We start from the raw sequence: 21044 nt of genomic DNA, 5'->3' as shown, positions 1-21044 counted from the left end.
TTGAACCTATTTCCTGTTACTATCATAGCTTCTGTTTTAACAAAACAGCTAATGTATTCGTTTTTCGAAATATGATGATTTTTTTGGAATCTTTTTAAGTTTGTTGTGCAAAATATTAACGGTAAAGAGAATTCTATTTTCTTTCTTAATTTCCATTATATATAAGGAGGAATTTTCATGGCACTTTCAGTTACATTCATTGGTACTTCGCCAATCCCAACTCCAGGGTCTAGTGCATCATACAAGATTTGGTCATACAAAATAGAGGGAACTGCATCAGAAATATCGACGGGACTTCGGTTGGCTCTCGCACTGCCGGATAACCTGAATATACAAGATCCAAGCCTCTTCCCTGACGTACCTGATCTGGCTGGAACATTTGTTACACCTAATCCAGAGTTAGGCATTCAGTACGTGGGGCGTACAGCGAGTTCTAATGGCAGTCTAACTATTGCTTTCGTTGCTCCGGCCCGCACATCCTCTGGGAAGTTGCTCCTTTACAAGTCCACTCCCGGCGAAAATTGGGTATCTATACCCTTTTCTGCTGTGCCGAACGGCACGCCCAGCCATGAACAATTCATGCCACTTCCTGCTCCGGGTGCACCGGTGTACACTGGTCGGCCTGTGCATGACTTTGCTGGCACCATTCCATATGCTAGTGAACTCTTCGGTGTTTATCAACCACTAGCTGGCTGGTCCTCCTGTCTGTCACCCGCCGCCAGTAACGTGTTGTCCCCAATTGGTAAGGTAAATCTTTTCCGGGAGTATTTCTTCGAATTTGATACTTTCCTTGGTAAGCCTGCAGGTCACATTTGGGTCAGCCCCGGTGGCACCGTGGAGGTGATAGAGACCAGTACCCGACGTACACTGATTGAGAAGGTGGCCGAGCAGTCAGAGGAATTTTCCCAAAAGACGGAGCAGAGCATCACGGAGCAGGATGATGTCGCTGACGCAATCAAGGAGGACAACTCCAATGACACAAAACTCGGTGTCAGTGCAACCGGTGGCGTAAGTGCCCCGATTTACCATGCGGATGTGAGCGCGAGTTTTAGCACTCAAAACACAGTGAAAAAGGCCTCGGAGGCAGCACACAAACGTACCCGTACACAGACCGCTAAGTTCACCAGCGAAATTAAGCGGAACTTTAGGACCAGCTTCAAGACTGTGACCGAGAACACGGACACCTCCAGCCGCCGTTATGTCCTGCAAAATACTGGTAATGATCTAGTTAATTACGAAATGCGTCGCAAAATGCGTAAGGTCGGTGTCCAACTGCAGCATGTTGGTACACGATTGTGTTGGCAGGTGTACATTGGCGACCCCGGCAGGGATCTTGGACTCGGGGACATGGTCCATGTGGTCGAGTCCCCAGATTTAACTGCAATTAAGAAACCTGAAAAGTTGCCAAATCCGGCGAACAAGGAGATTCCCTTCCACTTCGATCTGCCATTCCTCCATGACGCGGGAGCAGACCATGACGCTGTAAATACGTATACACCACATCCCGATAACGAGTGTCGAGGGCTAAGTAAGCCTGATGCCGGTGTAGACAACACCATTCAGTTCTGCTTTGAGATGCAACTACCGCCCGTTCCAACGAACTATGTTCTCAGCAAGATCGTTTCTGTAGACCACCACGGCGCTCAAGTTAATTACAAGACGCCTGAATTACTGACGGAGTTGAATAAAATCAAGTTGCAGTTGACCTACGCCAATTTCCAGGGCAGGAAGTCCCTACCATTTGACTTTCTCCTACTCTATGTCCCGTCGGAAGACGCCAAGAGGGAAGTTGATAACCTCAACAATGAAGCAGAGGATGCCTATCAGAAAGAGGTGTCACAACTGCAACACGAGGCGTACGGAAAGGCTGTTCGTGAGAGACTACGGCTAGTCAGTTCCATGCGTGCTAGACCTGCAGATGATCTGCGTAGTGAAGAGCGCCGATCGGTGTTTCGGAATCTTATCCAAAGGCTTCAAAAGGAAAATCATTACCCGAAAGATCCTGAGAGTCTTCCGTATCTGGAATCGGAGCGAATTCAACAGTTTTTTGATGTGGACGAAATGCTATATTTCGTTGCCCCTGATTTTTGGCGGCCCGTTCCGGTATCTCCTGCAGCTACTAAAAATAGCGTAGGTAGATATCCAATTCCACCCAAGGAGGAGGAACCACTCTGTGGGACCAAGCAACTGCCACTTTCTGGACAGACCGTAGCCGGGTGGTACTCCCGGGCAGATGAGTATAAGAACATCAACTCTGCTGTAGCTGAGGAAGCATGCTTAACCATTACTTCAGCTCCTACTTCTGCAAATAACATAACAATTACTCTTAACGGTTTGGCTTATAACGTGGCTGTAGACCCAGCATTTCAAAAGACTGAAGTTGATGTTGCAACCTTGATTAGAAGCACTTCTTTCCCTGGATGGAAAACTAACGGTACTGGTGCAAACGTTACATTTCATGCTAATATTACTGGACCAATGACTGACGCAACTTACTCTGCTGGCTCAACTGGTGCTGCTGGTACTATGACTACTACGATTCAAGGTGCTAGTATTGGGCAGGAGCCTCCCGGTTCCGAGTGGCGTGTTAACTATCTCATCACCGAGCAGACTCAACCGGCTCCGATGGGCAGTTCATTAGGATGGCTAATCCAGATGGATGGGGATGAGCGCCGGAATGAATTTCTTAACTCTGCTTGGGTGAAAGCAGTCCTACCCATACGGCCTGGACAAGAGGTTGAAGCTCTCGCCTGGATCAAGATGGTCGAAGGCGAAACCACTTTTAGCCTTGATTACTGTTACCAAGAAGGAGATCCTCAGGATTTCCGGGATAAGAAGGTCGGCCAAGTATTGAAAATCGTCGCAGAGCAACTCAAAGGGTCCAACACCCAGTACTCCAAGACTTTGGCCTCAGAAAAGGTCTTCGAAACCGGATTTGACCCCTTGGACGGTGGATTTCGTCCTGCTGAACCCTACCAGGTCTTCGATCAATGGATCGAGATTTTACCAACTGATCAGGTGGCTGCCGTGGCAGTACGTTATGACCCTAAGACAGGTCAGCAAATCTAGGGAAAAGGACGATGCTTTTAGGACATCGTCCTTTTAGCCGTAATGAAATGCCTTATAAATTTTCATCTATTAGTGGTCATCATGCATTTATAGGTTAGATTCCAATTATGTAGAAAACTAAAAAAGTCCCTTTATACTATTTAAAGGGACTTTTTTAGTTTTCTCATAAAATTGGTCTGCACATCAATTTCTCTTTGATGTGGCGGTAACCATACAATCAATAAATCAAGATTAAGCACTTTGTATTGTATAATAAAATATAAATTGTACGATGAACATATTTTTCTTTCTTACTACCACACAGAAATTGTCCCCTAGCTCTTGCTAGGGCTTTTTCTATGCACAATATTAATTGCATCATAAGTATACACACGTTATAATAGTCACCTAATTACATATGAAGAGGTGCAAAAAATGAATAAGACAGAATTAACAAAAGTAATAGCAGAAAAAGCAGAACTTACACAAAAGGATGCAGCTGCAGCAACACAAGCTGTTTTAGATACAATAACAAATGCGCTAGCAAATGGAGGAAAAGTACAGATTCTTGGCTTTGGTACATTTGAAGTACGTGAAAGATCTGCACGTACAGGACGTAACCCACAAACAGGTGAAGAAATGCAAATCGCCGCTTCAAAGGCACCTGCTTTTAAAGCTGGAAAAGAATTAAAAGAAGCAGTGAAATAATTATATATAGTCAAAAGGGTTTGATATTTATCTCAAACCCTTTTTTAATAGCCTTTTTTTCATAAAACGAAAAATATCATCCAAAGTTTATATAAATAATATAGAATCCCCAAAGAATGTAACTAACTTGTGTTATGATATACATTGTAAATTCGAAACCAGTGAGCTTTCTTTCTCTTTTTATTTTTCGTAAATACAGATAAAAACAAAAAGTAGATAAAAGCATTAAGAATACAGAAACATTATATATATTCTCTATACTAGTAATAACCGATCAACTCCTCACCTGAAAATTAGTTAGTATACAATAAGCATATCATATGAAAGTTTAACTTACTTCAAATCTACTTTTTTTCAACAGAATATACTTAATATTTTCATATTTAACAGAAATATTTGTTTAAAAAGATAAAAGAATCTCTTTTGCATCAATAGATTCACAAAAGAGATTCTAATTTTAGTTCATTTACTTATTAGATATCAGGCTTATTATTCATGAGGGTTCGGTGCAATATAAGCTGGAGCTGGCCCGCAAGTTACTGCAAAAGCAAATAACAACGCAGGCTTATATGGTAGCCCAAGCAACGAAAGCATTCCCAATGCTCCCCAGTAATCCTCTTTCTTAAGATACGATTTTATTTGATTAAAATATGATTTACTAATACCTAATGCATCCTGCCAACATCTTTCCCAAACGTTACTAGAGTACATATTAGATGGAAGTTCTTCATCATTCATTACATAAACACCAGCTATAATAGCTGCTTTTTCTTCATTGTTATATGAAGATTTCGCTAATTCTTCTTTATTAAGAACATATTTACCTGTTTTATCATCCTTTACCATAAGTACCGAAAAAATATATTCTAATTCTTTAACTTGAGCTTCTAATTCCTCCTGTGTTGCGTTGTATTTCTTTCCATCCTCTATAGTTGCAGCTGAAGCGAGAGTTGGGACAAAAACTAGAGTAAGAGCCATTAACATAAACATCATTTTCTTTAACATAGTGAATTAACCCCCAAAATTTAATTTTTTCTTTTTCTCTTCTTCTCCCAAAACTAAAAACTTACTATTTGAAGTTTTGATTTTCATCTAAATTATTTACATTTAACACCCTCTTTTTCCAATATTTATAACAATAGTAATATAACTAACTATAAATGTATATATTTTACAAACAATTCACCTATTACGATCATTTGAATTTCAATATATAACTATAAAAAAAGCTATCATTCTACATAATAGTCTTTTTGTTTACCAATCTACTAAATTAGGTCTAAATATAGAAAAATAAAATTTTCCTAATAATATTTGAGAAAATCATATTTATATAATTTAATTTCTGTATATTGAAATTTCATATTAACGTTATACTAAGTTTAGCCAAGAAATTTGTCATTGTAAAAGTAGTGTTTTTAGAATCATGTTGGTTTAAGTCAAAGAAAAAGACATCTATATAGATGTCTTTTTTATATGCTTTGTTCCTTTAATCAATAGTAGTTCCCTAATGTAGATAGGCTCCTGTAGCTTTGCCTATCTATATAAAAAGAAAACCTTACTTCCATATAGTATCTGATGCTTTAAAAGAAAACTTCACTTTAGCTGGGTTTTCTCCACTGTAGACCTCTACTTTATATAATCCCCCTCTAACTCCTTGCTTAAATTTATCGTTGCTCTTCCATTCAAATGGTTTCCCTTTTTTAACTTTCTCATCTATATATATCTTTCCAGTATCAACATGTTTCAAAATGATATCTACATCACCTTGACCTTCATTTAAAAAGACACATTTAACATGTCCATAACCTGCTGGCACATTAAACTCGTACTTTCCAAAGCCCCTGATGTCTTTATCCGTTATATAGAGTGGGCCATCATGATTACCGATATCAGCACTTGCTGGTGTAACAGGAAGTGTTAATGTAGCAACACCCACACCAAATGCTAATCCTAATGAAAGTACTGATGATAATACCTTTTTCTTATTCATAATTGAATCCCCATTATTATTATTTCTTACAACTCGAATATATAAAATATTCAAACATTTATGTTATTTTATCAAATATTTACAGAATATTTAGTTTGCATATAAATTTATATCAATAAACAGAATTAATGATTTATTTTAAAAGCAAACAATATTCTCCAAGAGAACCATCACCTACTCCTACAAAACTATAGAATTTATTGCAGCTATATAATATCCTGCTTCTGGCTTTTGACATATCGCTATGCCACCTTCAATAAAAAATTTCATACTAAAGGGGAGGCATGATAATCAAATAATTATATTTCAAAAATCCCTTTATAAAAGAACGTAAGTTCGTGTATAATAAGAACAATTGTTCTTATTATTTTAGGGAGGAATAACAGTGTATGACTATTCTATCTTACCGAATAGAATCATCTTATGTGTTGATTTACGTAGCTTTTACGCTTCAGTAAGTTGCATCAAAATGGGGTTAGATCCTATGTATACAAAATTGGCAGTAGTCGGTGATGTAAATAGAAACGGTTCAATCGTTCTAGCTGCCACTCCACCATTAAAAGCATTGGGTGTAAAGAAGATGGCCAGATTATACGAGATTCCTCGCAGAAAAGATATTCTTGTTGTAAATCCGATTATGGGAACATACATTAAATGTTCTAATTACATAACAAAGTTAGCTTTACAGTACGTTCCTATTGAGGATTTTCACCAATATTCCATCGATGAGTTCTTCATGGATATTACGGATAGTATTCATTTATTTGCTAACGATCCCTATGAGTTTGCGTTGAAATTTAAGCGTGAAATATATGCGAAAACACGGATCGAATGCACAATAGGAATTGGCCCTAACCCTTTAATGAGCAAAGTAGCTTTAGATATTGAAGCAAAGAAGAATCACAACGGAATTGCTTATTGGAAATATGAAGATGTCCCAACAAAATTATGGAGCATACGACCGCTTAATAAATTTTGGGGCATTTCGTACAAAACGGAAGAAAAGTTGAATCGAAAAGGGATACATTCTATAGGAGATTTAACCAATTACCCTCTTAAATACTTAAAACAGAGCTTCGGTAAGATTGGGGAAGAATTGCACTTACATAGCTACGGAATTGACTTTAGTCGCATTTCAGAAAAATATGTTCCTGCCACAACTTCTGTTGGGAAAAGCCAAATACTCATGCGCGATTACACAATAGAAGAATTTCCGATTATTCTACTGGAACATATTGAAGAGGTTTGTTATCGACTTAGAAGACAAAACAAACTTGCCCAAACCGTTCATTTTTCAGTCGGTTATAGCAAGAGTTATACAGGTGGTATTAGGAAAACACATACTTTAAACCGGCCAACAAATCTAACGATGGATATTTATCATGTATGTACATACTTTTTGCATCAACAATATACTGGTGAACCCATTCGCAGCATAAACATATCCTTAACAAACCTAATTCAAGAAGGGGAAGAACAAATTTCTCTTTTTGATAACGTCACGAAACGAGAACAAGAAGTAAAATTAACAAAAGTAATGGATGAAATACGCACAAGGTTTGGGAAGAACAGTATATTGCGGGGAATTTCCTTCACGCATAGCGCCACAGCTAGATACAGAAATACACTAATAGGGGGACACAAATCATGAATAACGCTAATATGCCAAAAGGAAGAAAAATGGTGAAGTGGACTCCGTTCGCTGCATTAACATCTCAATTTGATGGGATACGTGAAATGATTAAGGAACAAAACAAAGTAACCCGTCCGATCTTAACAACTGAGGAAAAAGAACGAATTGAAAACATGCTATTATGTTCCTTAGTATCTGAAGAAGAAATAATGATTACATATTATGAGGATGGTTATTTACTCACTAGTTATATGACCGTTGTAGATATTGACCCGTCAACTAGCGCTGTTGTATGTACAGATGCTTTTTATAATAAGATGAAACTACAATTTTCCAATATAATAGATGTTAAATAGAATGAATTAATGTAATCACGTTTAGATTATTAAAAAGGAGTGTAAAAATGCAAGGAAATCAGTTAAGAAAGAACGCTGCAGGAGCATTTATTCATAATAATATTAATAGCTATCCCATTCTAAATATACCTATGATTATTAATAAGAAAGATGGGATCATTTATGAAGTGTTAAACGTTGGTTTTCAAGCTAATGATGCAGTAGCAATGATAACTACGGATGGTTTTGCCACAACCAGGGTAAATGTACCGATCGTAACAGCAAAAAACAATGATGGTAGTCTTCAAATATATCGCTTACCGTTAGAACTTGAATATTGGGTACTATCATGTATGAGTTCTGCTTCAGCAGGAAAAAACCCGTTTCCATGTAAAGTTGCTTTTGGAATTATAGACACAAATTTTTATGTTGAATTTAAATAAAAAAGGCTGATTTTTCAGCAACCCTTCCATCAATATGAGTAAAGTGGTAAATTGCATTTTAGCATAATGTGTTAATAATATTTGTTACAACATGTTAGAGGAAGCATAAAACTGCATTTTATGCTTCCAAAATAAACATTCTGCAATTATATGGGGTGTTTTGAAGATGTATTTCACTTTCAAAATCAATTTTATCTTAAATATGGCAGTATATGCTGCTCGTATAATGCCTTTACAATTTCAATATACTTCATGTTCTTAGCGTTAGGCGAAAACATACTCATAGGCATTGATAAAGAAAGATTGTACTCTTGATCTACTTCTACATTTATACTGCCATTCATACTATTATCATTATTTACATCAATATGCCGACCAACTGAAAATTGGATTTGTTTGAATGAATTATAAAATCTTCCTAACCATATTTTAAAATTACCTGAACTTTGACCGTTCAAATAAAATGAATATATAATCTTATCATTAGTTATATTTTCTTTTTGATAAATAAAGTTTGGATTTTGACTGTGTAAAGTATTTAATATATCATCTAAGCCGTTAGTAATAAGATTAAAATTTTCTTCGATAAAAGAATTTCTTTCTAAATCTGTAGGCGGGTTTAATCTCGGAATATTAACATCATTAAAAACATTTACTGCGAAATTACCATGCGATTTAGGTTTTCTTAGCTTTTTTTCGCCAATAGGACCTATATCGAACATAGGAGTTTCTTGTAGTCGATAGACCAATTCTTCAAACTTATTACCAAATTCAGCTGGATTTGAAAAATCAATATAATTTATTCCTTGCAAATGAAATGGAATAACTTTTTGAAGAACAGCAGGTTGTCGAGTTAAAATAATTAATTTATTAAGATTTTGCTGAATAATAGGTAATGAAAGAATTGTTTCAAAGCCCACTCCCCCTGCAAAATCATCTGCCTTAACTGCATATTTTTCAGTTAATATCATTATAATGTAATCATCATCTCGCATATGTTCTACCATCATTTGATTCAAATTGACTGTTGAAGTAGATGTAATGCCTCGATCATAATTTGCATCATATCCTTCCGACCGAAGTTTTCTCACCAACTCTAATACCCATAGTTGGTGTTCTTCCGAATCCCAACTATAACTAATAAAAACTTTTTCAGGACTATTACCCATTTATACTCTTCTCCCTTTTCATAATTGAAATAATTTCGATTTTCTGATTTCCTAAATAAAGAAATTTTGGTCCTTTTTCTTCATTAAAGTAATCAATATTCATAAAAACTGGTCTTAACGGAATTGACTCATTTGCAAAAGGTATGGTTTCTACCATTTCATTAAGAAGATCAAAAATAACTGTTAAATCTAATATTTGTCTGAACTTGTAACCCGACCCATTTGCTATGTACTTATCACAAAACGATGACCATAATTTATGATAGGCAGGAAATGCCGTGTTATTATATTTAACTTTTTCATAATCATATGAACCATCAATTTCATATTGTTCAATAGAACCCTTTTGAAACTTAATAAAATCTCCCGATATATATTGATTATTAAATGCTATCACTAATTTTAATTCACTTGTATTTCCTGTTATTTGTTCTAAGAACCCATTAGAATGTAACTTCTTTAATAGGTAATCCATAGCTTGCGCCTCTTTTAATGAGTACATATCAGATCCTCCTAAATGTTAAAATACTACATCAATCTCCACCTGGACTGTTCCCCCTTTTTAACCATAATAATACAGAGATGTGCTTCTTTTATTATATAGAATAAAAGAAGATATGTAGAGAAATACCATTTTATAAAACTAATGTTTACATCGTAACACTTTTATAAATGTTTGTTCTAAAAGATACACTTTTCTAGTTAAAGATTGATTTGAAAATTATATTTAGTTACAACTATAAATTAATCGAAAAATAATAAGTTAAATTACGTTTTTAATGTTGGTTAATGAATAAGAATACTATATTCTTATTTATTTACTTATAATTATATTTTTTATAAATTATTACGATATAGATATTGATTTAAAATATTTTGTTAAAAATATTAAATAAGGATTTTCAGGGGTTAAGACAGCTATTTATTTCCCTATTCTAAATTCACATAATTTTCAAATATTATAAGTGCATACGTTAAGATTTAGTATATAATGAAATCAACCCGTGGTTATAGTGTTTGCTCCGATTCAAATTATGAGATAGTTTGTTTAACCTTTTTACATGATTCAAAAAAGAACTTGTAGGGATTCCTACAAGTTCTTTTTGTTTTTCTAGTTAAACGTAACCTGCATATAAATCACCTTCAACACCAGAAACAAATTCTTCAATCTGCTCTTATAATTCTATAGTAACTCGAGTAAACGTATTTGGAAAAGGGAAAAAGATAAAACAAAAAATATGATTTAAGTTAATAGATGTGGGGCGGTATCCCTATTAAAAACGGTTAAATTGTAATTTAGCTAACCTTTCCTGTAGAAAATTCACCTTTTCCACCGTTTGAGTATGGCTCTAGAATTTCTGAAATAGCTTGACTAGCTAGGTCAGCGGTGCAGATAGCACTTATACCAAGGATTTTGTGATGCTCTGGTGAAAGTGGTAGTCGGTCAAGTATATTGTTCAAATCGTCTCGGTGATGGGGATCGAGGTCCGCATGCTTACATAATGTACGAAATGCTTCTTTATATTAAACTCACAAGAACCAGTGATATATTATAAATGTTGGTGTAAGTTCTTATGTCTGTTGTGATTAGGACTGATTTGCATGATTACCACTCTTTTATGTACAATAAAAGAAAAACATCGTATGCGATGGCCCCTGTTATCACATGTATTTCACCTTCTGCTTTAGCATTAATCGCACATGGATAATTTGGAGAACTTTCCTTATTCATATGAATCTTCCTTTTAAAAATATTTATACATATAATAAATAACTGCTTTAGAGTTAACAAGGATCTGGTTGACCACATTTTCCACATTCAATATACCATATAGCAACGTAACTACTGCATGTTAGATCACAATGTTTATCTGCACCTTTAAAATACTTTTCCTTACCGATGCAGTCTTTGTCATATCTAGTACTGTGACATTTCCAATTCCCCCATTTATAGCAACCACATCTTCCGAATCCAAGACTAGACATTAAGTTCTTTGTAAGAATACTTTCTAACTTAAATTTCTCGCTACTTGGATGTATATAAACAATATATTTAATATCATCTTTAACTTCTATATAGGTCCTATTAGAATCAAATGCTAACATGTAATCCATTTCTCCTTTATTTACAATAGAAATAATTTTCATTGTAGTGCCTGTTTCTGATATTTTTAATGATTGAAGTCTTATACCTTTTTCAGGAACCGGCGGAATTTCCAATATTTCTTCACTTTCTCCACAATTACAATCATCATTATTCGAAAATTGTAATTGATCTTCTAAATTGCTAATTCTTTGATTTAAAGCTTCAATATCTTTTCCAATTTCATAATTACTCATTGCAATTCTCCTTTAAAATGTATTTATAGTATTATTTTTACTTAGTATTATTTTCCTAAACAATTTTTTGTTGATAAATATAGAAATGTTTTTTCAAACTTTTGTTCATCAGAGCTAAATAATTATTTTGTAGGAGACAGAACATTATCAGTTTTACAAAACATACAAAATGTTAAACTCATAAAGCCCAGTAATATCGGTACGTATGCATGATATTACTGGACTTTTATTTGGATATTCAACGGCGTGTTTTACAAAATATATAAATACCTAAACTTAGTTTTACTTTTTACATATGAACATCTAAAAAAAACAATTCCAAAAGGTACACCTTTAGATATAATATATTCTTTGCAGCTTAAACTACTTCAAAAGGTATCAAAATGTACTTAAGACATACTTCATAAGTACACACACTTTTTGAGATGTGTTTGTTGAATGAATTTATGCTTATTGGAGGAGGATAGTATCCCTATCAGTTGGATACACCACAGAGAATCCCTTTGTTGTGGTGTTTATTGTTTTTGATATTTAATCTGGTACATGAAATTTTACTATTAATATATTCCCTAGTTTTTCTTTTAAAATTCTTATAGCATTCTATATAAATCTTATGGTATTATATAGATAGAAAATTTGTTTCCATTGTTTATACTCTATTGTACGTAGCGTGAAGGACAAACCTTACGCCCAGTTAACTCGGGCGAGGTTTGTCCTTTTTTTTACTTTAAGGAGGAATTTACTATGAAAAAAGTCTACAAAATTGGAGCAGTTATCACAACTTTATGCGTTGCTTGTATTGCGATCTTTACTTTAACTAAGAATGAATCAGTCAATACAGAAACTATAATACCAGAAAAAACAATTGTATCTGCTGCAGATGTAAAAGGAGCACCTGAAAATATAAAAGATATTTCCAAAGAAGAAATAAAGCAAAAAATACAATCCCATGAAGAGTTCATTGCGTATTACTATCAACCAACCTGTCATTTTTGTAAAAAAGCTGCACCGGATATCAATCGTATGTCAAAAAAGCATGATAGAACCATTTATCGTATTGATATCTCTACACCAGAAAATCAAAGTGCCTTTGAAGAATTCGACATTCCAGGTACTCCAGTTGTTGTCGCTTATAACAGAGGTGAAGAAGTTGAACGTTTAGAAGGAGCTGTGTCAGCTGCTACATATGATGGATTCTTTGCAAGACGTAATTCGAGCGCTAGCTAGTATAGTGCTCGTTTTTCTTTGTAAGAAAGGAGAATTAACATGCAACAAAACGTCCGTATTCATTCGTTAGACATAATAAGAGGTATCGCCATACTATGTATCCTATTTGCGAATCTGCCCACTATGACGGGACTAGATCCCTTTAATCAGGCAGGTTACACCGGTACAGATAAAACGATTCGTTTTTTAGTAGATTTGTTTATACAAGCAAAGTTCTACACTATTTTCGCATTCTTATTTGGAGTAGGATTTTATATCTTTATGAAAAATACAGAAGCAAAAGGATATCCTATGTATAAGCTATTTACCCGGAGACTATGTATTTTACTAGTCTTCGGTTTACTCCACTTCACCTTTCTATGGTATGGAGATATTCTACATGCGTATGCTATAGCTGGATTTATTCTATTGTTCTTTTATAAGCGATCTACTAAGCTTATTTTTATAGCTGGTTGTAGTTTCCTAACGGTTAGTTATGTATTACATGTTATTGTATTTTTACGAGCAAGTTCTTCTATTCCTGAGGTACCAAATTACTATCAATATATGTTCACAGGTAACACTACCAATCACACTGTGAATCTATTTATACATTATTCTCATCAAGTAAAAGCACGTCTTTTCTTTCTAATGACTCAGGAATTCCAGCAACTACTAATAGGAATTCCTGAATATATAGGCTTATTTTTAATAGGGTTATGGGCTGGTAAGAAAAATATTTTTAAAAGGGTACCGGAATTAATAAAGAAAATTAGATTTTTACAGTGGAGTTCGTTATGTATCTCATGTCTTCTCTCTTGTCCTATTCTCTACTACTTTATAAAAACAGATGTCTATTACTCTCAGGATGTACAACTATGGATTCTATTTGGAGGGAAAATGCTAGCTATATTCTATATTTGTACTCTACTGAGAGTTTGTGAGAATAAAAAATATATAGAATGCCTGCACCCCTTTATGAACGTTGGCCAGTATGCTTTAACAAATTACATCACTCAAAGCATAATTACGCTTGTCATTCTTTCGTGGTGCTTTAAAGATGTCTCACACGTATATTACTGGCAACTATGTATCTTTGGGCTTGTAATTATATTTGTACAAATCATATTCAGCAAGATTTGGAGTAAATATTTCCGTTATGGTCCTATTGAGTGGGTATGGAGAAAAGGAGTTTACAAGAAATAGACTATTTTTTACCAGTTACATGCAATTAACTGAAAAAAATGTTAAAATATTATATGAAAGATTAAAGATATATTTGTAGTTGTAAAATGGTGTTATTAAAATTAAAGTGGTTCAAGTCAGAGAAAGGCACCTTGTGGTGTCTTTTCTTTATGCATAAAAAAGCCTTATCTTCCTATAAAAAAGATAAGACCTTTATATACTACCTATTATCCGATTCATCAGTTTCATAACACATTTAGCTTCTCCAAAAAGACCACCGTGTCCTATTCTCCACCATAATACGCATACTTCCCAGGTGAACCATTATCTCGTATACTTGGATATGATTTTAGTTTATATTCATAAACCTAAACCATAAAAATATAACCAGATTACCATGATTAGAATTCCCATAACAGTAACTAATAGGAGTTTACCACCCGCACCTGTAATAACTTCTTTTAGATTTTCTTTTGCTTGTTGTTTCTTTTCTCCACTTGAAAAGAGATAAATAATGAAATAAGTAACCACTAAGAAGAATGAGAATATTATATCTATCATTACTTATGTACCTCCTAATATATATGTACCTTTAATTATCCAGTAATTTTCTTGCACCTTGTATCAGCCTGAGTAACTGGAATGCTTAGTTCAATAAAAGCCAAAGGACAAAAATTACTCCTGTAACTGCTGCAGATCCAAAAAAACCTACCAACATTTTCCCCTCAGGACCATTAATAAGCTCTTTTAAAACTTCTTTTGCTATTCGCTGACCTTTACCACTTAAAGATATCGAAAGAATAAAGAATATTACCACTAATACAAATGAAGAAACTATTAACTCCATGACTTATGTACCTCCCCAATATATGTACGCTATTAATTAACCAATAATTGCCTTATATATTATATCAGTAGGGTACATGGAAGTATAACAAATTATTTATATAACTAATTTTATTAATTGATTTATTAAAAAAAGACACCGAATAATTCCTTACCGTACAAAATTCACGTTTTGTTTGCAAGACCCCTTATAGCACTAATTGGGTTAAAGATGAAAGAAATGAAAGTAAACTTTAATTTTGCTAATTACAGTATTTTTATTATGGGATTTATTCTGTATAAGTGCACTTATACAGAATAAATCCCTCTATTTACGCTTTTTCTATTCTAAAACCAAATACTCCATCTTTTACTTTTACTAAATGTTTTCCAGACCAAAAAGTATGTACTTTAAAATAGTACCAATCACCATTTTTTCTTAAATATTCTTTAATCTCATAACCTTCTTGTATAAGGTATTCTTTAATTTCATTTTCTTTATTCCCAAACATACTAATTTCCCCCTTTCAAATAATTAAATTAAACCTATTAAACAATAAATAAAAAAGTGCAAAATCCATCAACAGATTTCGCACCAAAAACAGATAAAAAATACAATCACTAGAAACATAGGCGAGTGTTTCACCACTCTTTATAAACCATATCTTTACATTTTTGTGTTGTAATTTAAAAATATGTAAAGATTCATCATTTTGTTTTTGAATTTTCTTTTTATCTAAGTTATACTAAACTACAAAGAAACAAATCTCCTTTAGGCCGTCAATAATTATGCTAACAACACACACCAAAAAAACCAATTCCCGTGTAATGGAATTGGTTTTTTTGGTGCAATTCAGTCAATACAGCAACTTGAACCCACATTTTCAAATGTATTCTTATTAATCTTATCATAATTTTAAATCCATAAACATACAAAACTAGATCACTAGTAAGTTGCACAAATCCGCTGCTTTTTCATCAAGAAATCTGGAGTATAACAACAATTAAGTTCATACTAGCATGAACAACAAATGATACTAGTAACCTATTAGTACGCACATATACTAAAGCAAGTATAACTCCAATTAAAAAATATCCAAATATATATGGAAAATCAATATGCATGATAGAAAAGAACAATGAGCTTATTAGTATGCTCCAAGTTTGCTTAAACTTAGACATTAAAATGTTTATGGCCGCATAACGAAAAACAAACTCTTCTACTAAAGGCGCAAGAAGAACAATTGAAACAAGTGCCACAGGAGATATTGCTGCAGCAGCGACTGTACTAGACGTATTTGCTGATTGCATAGTTAACTGAAATACACTCTTATCTAAAACACTACCAACCATCTGCGCAAGAAATACTACTATGATCCCAACTAAAATCCATACAAATGAATTTCTTGATAATTTAATCGATAACTTGGGATCATTCATTAGTTCTTTACTATATATAAGAAAAATGATTATTAATGTAAGTGAAAATCCAATTAGTTCCCAATGCACAAGAAGTTGTTGGATTGCTTGCTGTTGATTTCCCTGAATATCATACCATCCTGTCTTCGCTAGCAATTGTACACCTATTATCCCCACAAACTGCGTCATTATAAAATAAATCAGTATGATATAACCTGATTTATGTATATTACTATTATTCATATTAATGTATTTTCCTTTCACTTTTTGATTTAATTAACGATTTTGTATTAAATCACGAACTTTCACAGGATCCAGTAGTGCTTTTTGTTCGTTATTTTTAATAAAGATTTTGTGTTAGTTTTGTACGTTCATTTCTTTTTCTTCTTTAACACGTTTCCGATTACACCAATAGCAAAGATTTGGGCCTTTATAACTCATTGATGGTCTATATAAAGTTTTAACCGGATTGCTACATTTCGGACATTCTTGTTTATCATATTTCACGATTTCGTTCCCCTCTTAAATAAAGATTTGATTCTAACTTACACATAAACTGAAAACATACATAAGATTTAATTGCCGATACTTTTTCATATAAATCCTGGTCAAAGAGCGCTTTCCCGTGCGTTCTTTTTTCTGTTGAAATAAGGATTTTGTTTAAACTTCATTAACCTTATTGATTCCTTTGCATACATTACAATTACAAGGAAATCTACAGGTTTCCCTAGTCCAGTTACCTTGCATTCCTTGCACACCTTGTGGAAATAACCCGTTATAACTAGCGGGTTATTTTATTTTTGATTACAAGATAACTATTTGGTAATAATTCTTTATAAATCGCGCCTAAACTTTTATAATCTTTATATAAAAATATTAAAAATCATTTAATTATAGGGGGCGTTTTGTATGCTACAGGGCATTAACCATATTTGTTTTTCTGTATCAAACTTGGAAAAATCTATTGAATTCTATCAAAAAATACTTCAAGCAAAATTATTAGTAAAAGGTAGAAAATTAGCGTATTTTGATTTAAATGGATTATGGATTGCTTTAAATGTTGAAGAAGATATACCAAGAAACGAAATTAAGCAATCTTATACACATATGGCTTTCACTGTAACAAATGAAGCATTAGACCATTTAAAAGAAGCATTAATTCAAAATGATGTTAATATTTTACCTGGTCGAGAAAGGGATGAGAGAGACCAAAGATCTCTTTACTTTACAGATCCAGATGGCCATAAGTTTGAGTTCCACACTGGCACTTTGCAAAACCGGTTAGAGTACTATAAAGAAGATAAAAAACATATGACTTTTTACATATAATAAGAAAGCTAGGGCTTTCTTATTTTTTATCAAATAACGCTTATATTAAAATTCCGGATTTCTTATTTCTATTAACTTCTTTTAATTTAGTGTTTTTAGCTCTTTGTATTTCTCACAAACTGCAAGTGCTTCATTAACATCTGACTCATATTTAGTTCCTTTTGCCATTATTCTTAAAGTCTCGTTTATCCAAGCCTGACTCTCCGCATAATTTTTTGCGACCTGAGCATTTACCGTTGTAATTAATACCTGCTCCCTCTTTGTTTTTGACATATTCATTCTCCATTTTTGTACAAAATTCAAATTTAATTAAACTAAATAAACAAATAACTATTTTGTTTAAATTTACCTTAATTTACATCTAATTTTCTTAACATTCGAATTAATGACTGTATAATGTAAATAAACTATTTGTATTAGAGGTGATTATTATGAACTGGAAAGAAAAATACAATCCAAAATATATCTTTTACCGCATGTACAGTTATATTTATAAAGCCCTTGATGATATATCATGGTCCTTAAATTAATTTAGATTGTATGAGTACACATTTTCTGTGTGCTCTTTTCACCTTTCCGGAAAATAATGCTTTTGTTTAGTTATTTTGTTCGCCAATCTTTATAGGACAAAGCTCCTTTATAGTACGCAAAATCAACTCTGGGCAAAAGAATCCCCAGTTCCCTTCCGTCTTGATGAATACCAAACCAAATACCTTCATTTTCCCATGCATCCCGTCCTAATCGAATCTCTTTAAAGCTACTTACATACGGGTACAAAAATCCCTCTAAATAGGATTCATACGTATTTTGAAACATTGGAAAATATACAGATACATCAGACATAGGGTCTTTATATTTTTCCTGATAAAATTCGTAAAACTTCTCTCCCTCTATATCTAAAAAGAATTGAAATTCGATGCTTTCTTTCCCTTCTGGTGGAAATAACACATATATATCTTTAAACACTATCTTTCTCCTTTTCTTTTAATGTTATATATTGATTTAACAATTATTATTCCATTCATATGTAGCAAACCTCATGCAACCTTCAAATGCTTTAATCCCATTTCAAGCGCACCAGTTCCACCAAATCCCGAATTAAATACTAGTGGGACATCATACTTCTTTGCGTACTCTTTTGCTACATCAATAGATACATGGCCACATGCACCTTTTTGAATGACAATAACATCGCATTCTTTTATAACACTTCGAAAGGTTTTCTTTACGCCTCCGTGATTTTTCCCATCATGGAAAATAACCTGACAGTCTCTTTTTTTGACCAACTTCTCTAGCGTTCTTCCATTTGATCCACCTAAAACTAGAATTGTACTCATTCCCACTCATTCTCCTTATCTTTCTTCTTTATATACGTACTTGGTGATGTTAATAACACAAGTGTACAAGCAACAATATTCATTAACACAAAACAAACTATTAATAAAATAACGAAAATCGGGGACAACAAGATAAAAATAAAGCCACTTACTACCAAACAGATGAAAATGAAGCCATCGCTCATGTCTTCGTAACCATCTAATCCTCGTACAATATTTAAACTATGCATCCATACTGTGATACTATCCCAATTTTCTATTAACAGATAGCCACCACCCAACAGAAAAGCCCAGCCAAACAACGTTCCAAATAATCCGGAATTTCGTCCTATATAATACCCCGAAACAAAATTCGCAGCTGTACCAATTAACATTCTCATTTGTATTCCTCCATATCTATCTCATTTTAGCGTTATATGCAAATTTCATTTAACCATGGTTTTATTATATCAGAAAATTATGAATATTAAATAAATAATTTTAGGTACTCTTTATTTTTTTATAAAAGGGTTGTGTTTTTTCTTCCACAACCCTCATTTCCTTCTTAATCCACAGGTACTTCTTCTTGTCCATGTGGAATTTGTGTAATTGGTGTTACAATTTGTGCATATTTGTTTACCTGCACTTTAAATTGTCGTGGTTCTAAGAAGTTTACCTGTTGAATTAAAACTTCAATATGAAACGTATCAACTTTTTTCCCACGGTCAATTTTTGTAATTCTCGCATTGTAAAACTGATCCCCATTTAGGAAATATCGTTGTACAGCTTCTGTAGCAAGCATACGTTCATTACTTGTCATTTTCATTGGTTCAATACCAAATCCAGCCTTTGTAAACAAATACGGGACATCATAACTACTATTAGAAATTTTTCGTAGTAAGTCCTCTACAGTTTTTGTCTTTGCGATATATTCCTCTTCTTTTGTATCAAATCCCTTTGGCTTATCTCCAAGCATCTCGATTTCATCTTGATTTACTTGCTCTTCCTCTTGTACTTGAGATTTCATCATGTAACGATGAATCGTATTATAGGTAGCAACGCCTACTACTAACACAATAATTCCCAATATAACTAAGTACTTACGAGGCAGATTCGTTAACACATTCATGACTTTCTTCATTTCTTCACATCCCAAATCAGTCTATAACATTACGGATTTGCGACATATGTTGTCCTCTTGCCGTATAGTTTAGACCTGTAATTTGTACACCCTTATTATCACCAATATGAATCATTTTCTGATTCCCTAAATAAATAGATACATGGTTAGGGTTTTCATAGAAAATTAAATCTCCTGGTTGTGCACGACCGATATCTGGCACCTGTTTTCCTTGTCCAATTTGAGCACCTGTCCAATCTCCAAGTTGGACACCTATACTAGTTTTAAACACATATTGTGTGAATCCAGAACAATCTGCACTACCTGCAGCTGGATTTCTAGCACCGGATACATAGCTTACTTTCCCTTGTCCAACCCATTTTTTTGCTTCTTCCAATACCTTTTGTCGTTTGGCATTTGTCATTGTAGGAGCACCACCTGATGATAACCCTGGATCATCATTTTTCTTAAAGAATTTCATTGGATCTGTTGGTTGGTCATTAATACGAATTTGGAAATCTAAATGGACGGCGTATCCATTCATATTAAGGAAACCTGTATCTCTATCAAAGTTAGAACCGCCCATTTCCCCAATAATTTGCCCTTTTGTCACCATAGTTCCTGGTGCAACTGATATTTTACTCAAATGTAAGTAACGAGATACAATACCATTTCCATGGTCTACATAGACACCTAGACCGCCACCGTTTACATTTCCTGTTTGGTTTGTTACAATACCCGCTTCCATCGACCATACGGGGTCCCCAGCTTTTCCGGCGGTCATGGCCCCAATATCTACAGCATTATGTTGTTTTCCACCACGAACTGCATCAAACGTATCTGTAATACGCCCTGATTTCGTTGGCCATTTCCAACCTTTATCAGAAATCCATTCTCCAGATACATCCGCCACACACCCTAAATCTTTGTAATATTTCAAAACTTTGGAAACGTACGTGTAGAGTAAACATCCAG

The 21044-nt window shown here is 33.8% G+C and carries 24 protein-coding genes and 1 pseudogene; 8 read left to right on the top strand and 17 right to left on the bottom strand.

The genetic code is table 11. The features are described from left to right. The first annotated feature begins 177 nt into the window (after positions 1-177). Both MKY21_RS30650 and MKY21_RS30645 read left to right on the top strand, forming a co-directional pair. On the top strand, positions 178-3069 hold the full coding sequence (locus MKY21_RS30650) for a hypothetical protein (RefSeq protein WP_098402862.1): 2892 nt from the start codon (positions 178-180) through the stop codon (positions 3067-3069). A gap of 414 nt (positions 3070-3483) precedes the next feature. Next, positions 3484-3756, top strand: a complete 273-nt coding sequence (locus MKY21_RS30645; protein WP_098402863.1) for an HU family DNA-binding protein — start codon at positions 3484-3486, stop codon at positions 3754-3756. A gap of 489 nt (positions 3757-4245) precedes the next feature. On the opposite strand, the gene MKY21_RS30640 is transcribed toward MKY21_RS30645, so the two are convergent. Next, the gene (locus tag MKY21_RS30640) at positions 4246-4761 is read right to left on the bottom strand and encodes a hypothetical protein (RefSeq protein ID WP_098402864.1); all 516 of its coding nucleotides are present in this window, start codon (positions 4759-4761) and stop codon (positions 4246-4248) included. A gap of 553 nt (positions 4762-5314) precedes the next feature. Next, positions 5315-5749, bottom strand: coding sequence for a hypothetical protein (locus tag MKY21_RS30635; protein ID WP_098402865.1), 435 nt, complete (start codon positions 5747-5749; stop codon positions 5315-5317). A gap of 385 nt (positions 5750-6134) precedes the next feature. Between MKY21_RS30635 and MKY21_RS30630 the strand changes: the two genes are divergently transcribed. Genes MKY21_RS30630 through MKY21_RS30620 form a run of 3 tightly spaced genes read left to right on the top strand, consistent with a single transcriptional unit; the run spans position 6135 to position 8160 of the window. Beyond that, the gene (locus tag MKY21_RS30630; protein WP_341078615.1) at positions 6135-7400 is read left to right on the top strand and encodes a Y-family DNA polymerase; all 1266 of its coding nucleotides are present in this window, start codon (positions 6135-6137) and stop codon (positions 7398-7400) included. Beyond that, positions 7397-7738: a YolD-like family protein gene (locus tag MKY21_RS30625; protein ID WP_098402855.1), complete on the top strand. Its 342-nt coding sequence runs from the start codon at positions 7397-7399 to the stop codon at positions 7736-7738. The genes MKY21_RS30630 and MKY21_RS30625 overlap by 4 nt, the downstream gene beginning before the upstream one ends. A gap of 47 nt (positions 7739-7785) precedes the next feature. Next, on the top strand, positions 7786-8160 hold the full coding sequence (locus MKY21_RS30620; protein WP_098402856.1) for a hypothetical protein: 375 nt from the start codon (positions 7786-7788) through the stop codon (positions 8158-8160). 191 nt (positions 8161-8351) lie between these two features. Here the strand turns inward: MKY21_RS30620 and MKY21_RS30615 are convergent, their stop codons facing one another. The 4 genes from MKY21_RS30615 to MKY21_RS30600 all read right to left on the bottom strand — a co-directional run bounded on the left by MKY21_RS30615 (position 8352) and on the right by MKY21_RS30600 (position 11669). Beyond that, positions 8352-9329, bottom strand: a complete 978-nt coding sequence (locus MKY21_RS30615) for a toll/interleukin-1 receptor domain-containing protein (RefSeq protein ID WP_098402857.1) — start codon at positions 9327-9329, stop codon at positions 8352-8354. Further along, complete coding sequence (locus MKY21_RS30610; protein ID WP_098402858.1) at positions 9322-9831, bottom strand: hypothetical protein; 510 nt, start codon at positions 9829-9831, stop codon at positions 9322-9324. Before MKY21_RS30610 ends, MKY21_RS30615 begins: the two co-directional genes overlap by 8 nt. A gap of 1104 nt (positions 9832-10935) precedes the next feature. Continuing rightward, positions 10936-11061 (bottom strand): hypothetical protein, encoded by a 126-nt coding sequence (locus MKY21_RS30605; protein ID WP_257147962.1) that lies wholly within the window; start codon positions 11059-11061, stop codon positions 10936-10938. Between the two features lie 53 nt (positions 11062-11114). Continuing rightward, positions 11115-11669, bottom strand: a complete 555-nt coding sequence (locus MKY21_RS30600; RefSeq protein WP_098402859.1) for a hypothetical protein — start codon at positions 11667-11669, stop codon at positions 11115-11117. Positions 11670-12413: 744 nt separating this feature from the next. On the opposite strand from MKY21_RS30600, the gene MKY21_RS30595 reads away from it, so the two are divergent. Together MKY21_RS30595 and MKY21_RS30590 are read left to right on the top strand one after the other, a co-directional pair. Further along, the gene (locus MKY21_RS30595; protein ID WP_341078605.1) at positions 12414-12896 is read left to right on the top strand and encodes a thioredoxin family protein; all 483 of its coding nucleotides are present in this window, start codon (positions 12414-12416) and stop codon (positions 12894-12896) included. Between the two features lie 39 nt (positions 12897-12935). After that, complete coding sequence (locus tag MKY21_RS30590) at positions 12936-14081, top strand: DUF418 domain-containing protein (RefSeq protein WP_341078603.1); 1146 nt, start codon at positions 12936-12938, stop codon at positions 14079-14081. A 339-nt stretch (positions 14082-14420) separates the two neighbouring features. Here MKY21_RS30590 and MKY21_RS30585 read toward each other — a convergent pair whose 3' ends face one another. The 5 genes from MKY21_RS30585 to MKY21_RS30565 all read right to left on the bottom strand — a co-directional run bounded on the left by MKY21_RS30585 (position 14421) and on the right by MKY21_RS30565 (position 16811). Further along, entirely contained in the window at positions 14421-14621 is a 201-nt protein-coding gene (locus MKY21_RS30585) for a hypothetical protein (RefSeq protein WP_341078601.1), read from the bottom strand. 85 nt (positions 14622-14706) lie between these two features. Then, the gene (locus tag MKY21_RS30580; RefSeq protein WP_098620274.1) at positions 14707-14907 is read right to left on the bottom strand and encodes a hypothetical protein; all 201 of its coding nucleotides are present in this window, start codon (positions 14905-14907) and stop codon (positions 14707-14709) included. Between the two features lie 310 nt (positions 14908-15217). Continuing rightward, a complete protein-coding gene (locus MKY21_RS30575; RefSeq protein ID WP_000467736.1) occupies positions 15218-15397 on the bottom strand; it encodes a hypothetical protein in 180 nt (59 codons plus the stop codon). A 466-nt stretch (positions 15398-15863) separates the two neighbouring features. Beyond that, on the bottom strand, positions 15864-16547 hold the full coding sequence (locus MKY21_RS30570) for a CPBP family intramembrane glutamic endopeptidase (RefSeq protein WP_341078597.1): 684 nt from the start codon (positions 16545-16547) through the stop codon (positions 15864-15866). 114 nt (positions 16548-16661) lie between these two features. After that, complete coding sequence (locus MKY21_RS30565) at positions 16662-16811, bottom strand: hypothetical protein (RefSeq protein ID WP_000872738.1); 150 nt, start codon at positions 16809-16811, stop codon at positions 16662-16664. Positions 16812-17213: 402 nt separating this feature from the next. Between MKY21_RS30565 and fosB the strand changes: the two genes are divergently transcribed. After that, complete coding sequence (gene fosB, locus MKY21_RS30560; protein ID WP_098205159.1) at positions 17214-17633, top strand: FosB/FosD family fosfomycin resistance bacillithiol transferase; 420 nt, start codon at positions 17214-17216, stop codon at positions 17631-17633. A gap of 81 nt (positions 17634-17714) precedes the next feature. Here fosB and MKY21_RS30555 read toward each other — a convergent pair whose 3' ends face one another. The 6 genes and pseudogenes from MKY21_RS30555 to MKY21_RS30530 all read right to left on the bottom strand — a co-directional run. Continuing rightward, positions 17715-17906, bottom strand: a complete 192-nt coding sequence (locus MKY21_RS30555; protein ID WP_153600792.1) for a hypothetical protein — start codon at positions 17904-17906, stop codon at positions 17715-17717. A 327-nt stretch (positions 17907-18233) separates the two neighbouring features. After that, entirely contained in the window at positions 18234-18599 is a 366-nt protein-coding gene (locus MKY21_RS30550; RefSeq protein WP_228528823.1) for a hypothetical protein, read from the bottom strand. Positions 18600-18670: 71 nt separating this feature from the next. Continuing rightward, on the bottom strand, positions 18671-18970 hold the full coding sequence (locus MKY21_RS30545; RefSeq protein WP_341078588.1) for a DUF2325 domain-containing protein: 300 nt from the start codon (positions 18968-18970) through the stop codon (positions 18671-18673). Next, positions 18967-19350 (bottom strand): hypothetical protein, encoded by a 384-nt coding sequence (locus MKY21_RS30540; protein ID WP_341078586.1) that lies wholly within the window; start codon positions 19348-19350, stop codon positions 18967-18969. Before MKY21_RS30540 ends, MKY21_RS30545 begins: the two co-directional genes overlap by 4 nt. 164 nt (positions 19351-19514) lie before the next feature. Next, the gene (locus tag MKY21_RS30535; RefSeq protein WP_341078582.1) at positions 19515-20090 is read right to left on the bottom strand and encodes a hypothetical protein; all 576 of its coding nucleotides are present in this window, start codon (positions 20088-20090) and stop codon (positions 19515-19517) included. A 16-nt stretch (positions 20091-20106) separates the two neighbouring features. Continuing rightward, positions 20107-21030: pseudogene (locus MKY21_RS30530) on the bottom strand (NlpC/P60 family protein); the annotation flags it as partial. Positions 21031-21044 lie beyond the last annotated feature (14 nt).

This window comes from Bacillus sp. FSL R9-9497 (genome assembly GCF_038005805.1).
GTDB lineage: Bacteria > Bacillota > Bacilli > Bacillales > Bacillaceae_G > Bacillus_A > Bacillus_A cereus.
This window is presented reverse-complemented; position numbering and strand designations above follow the sequence as displayed.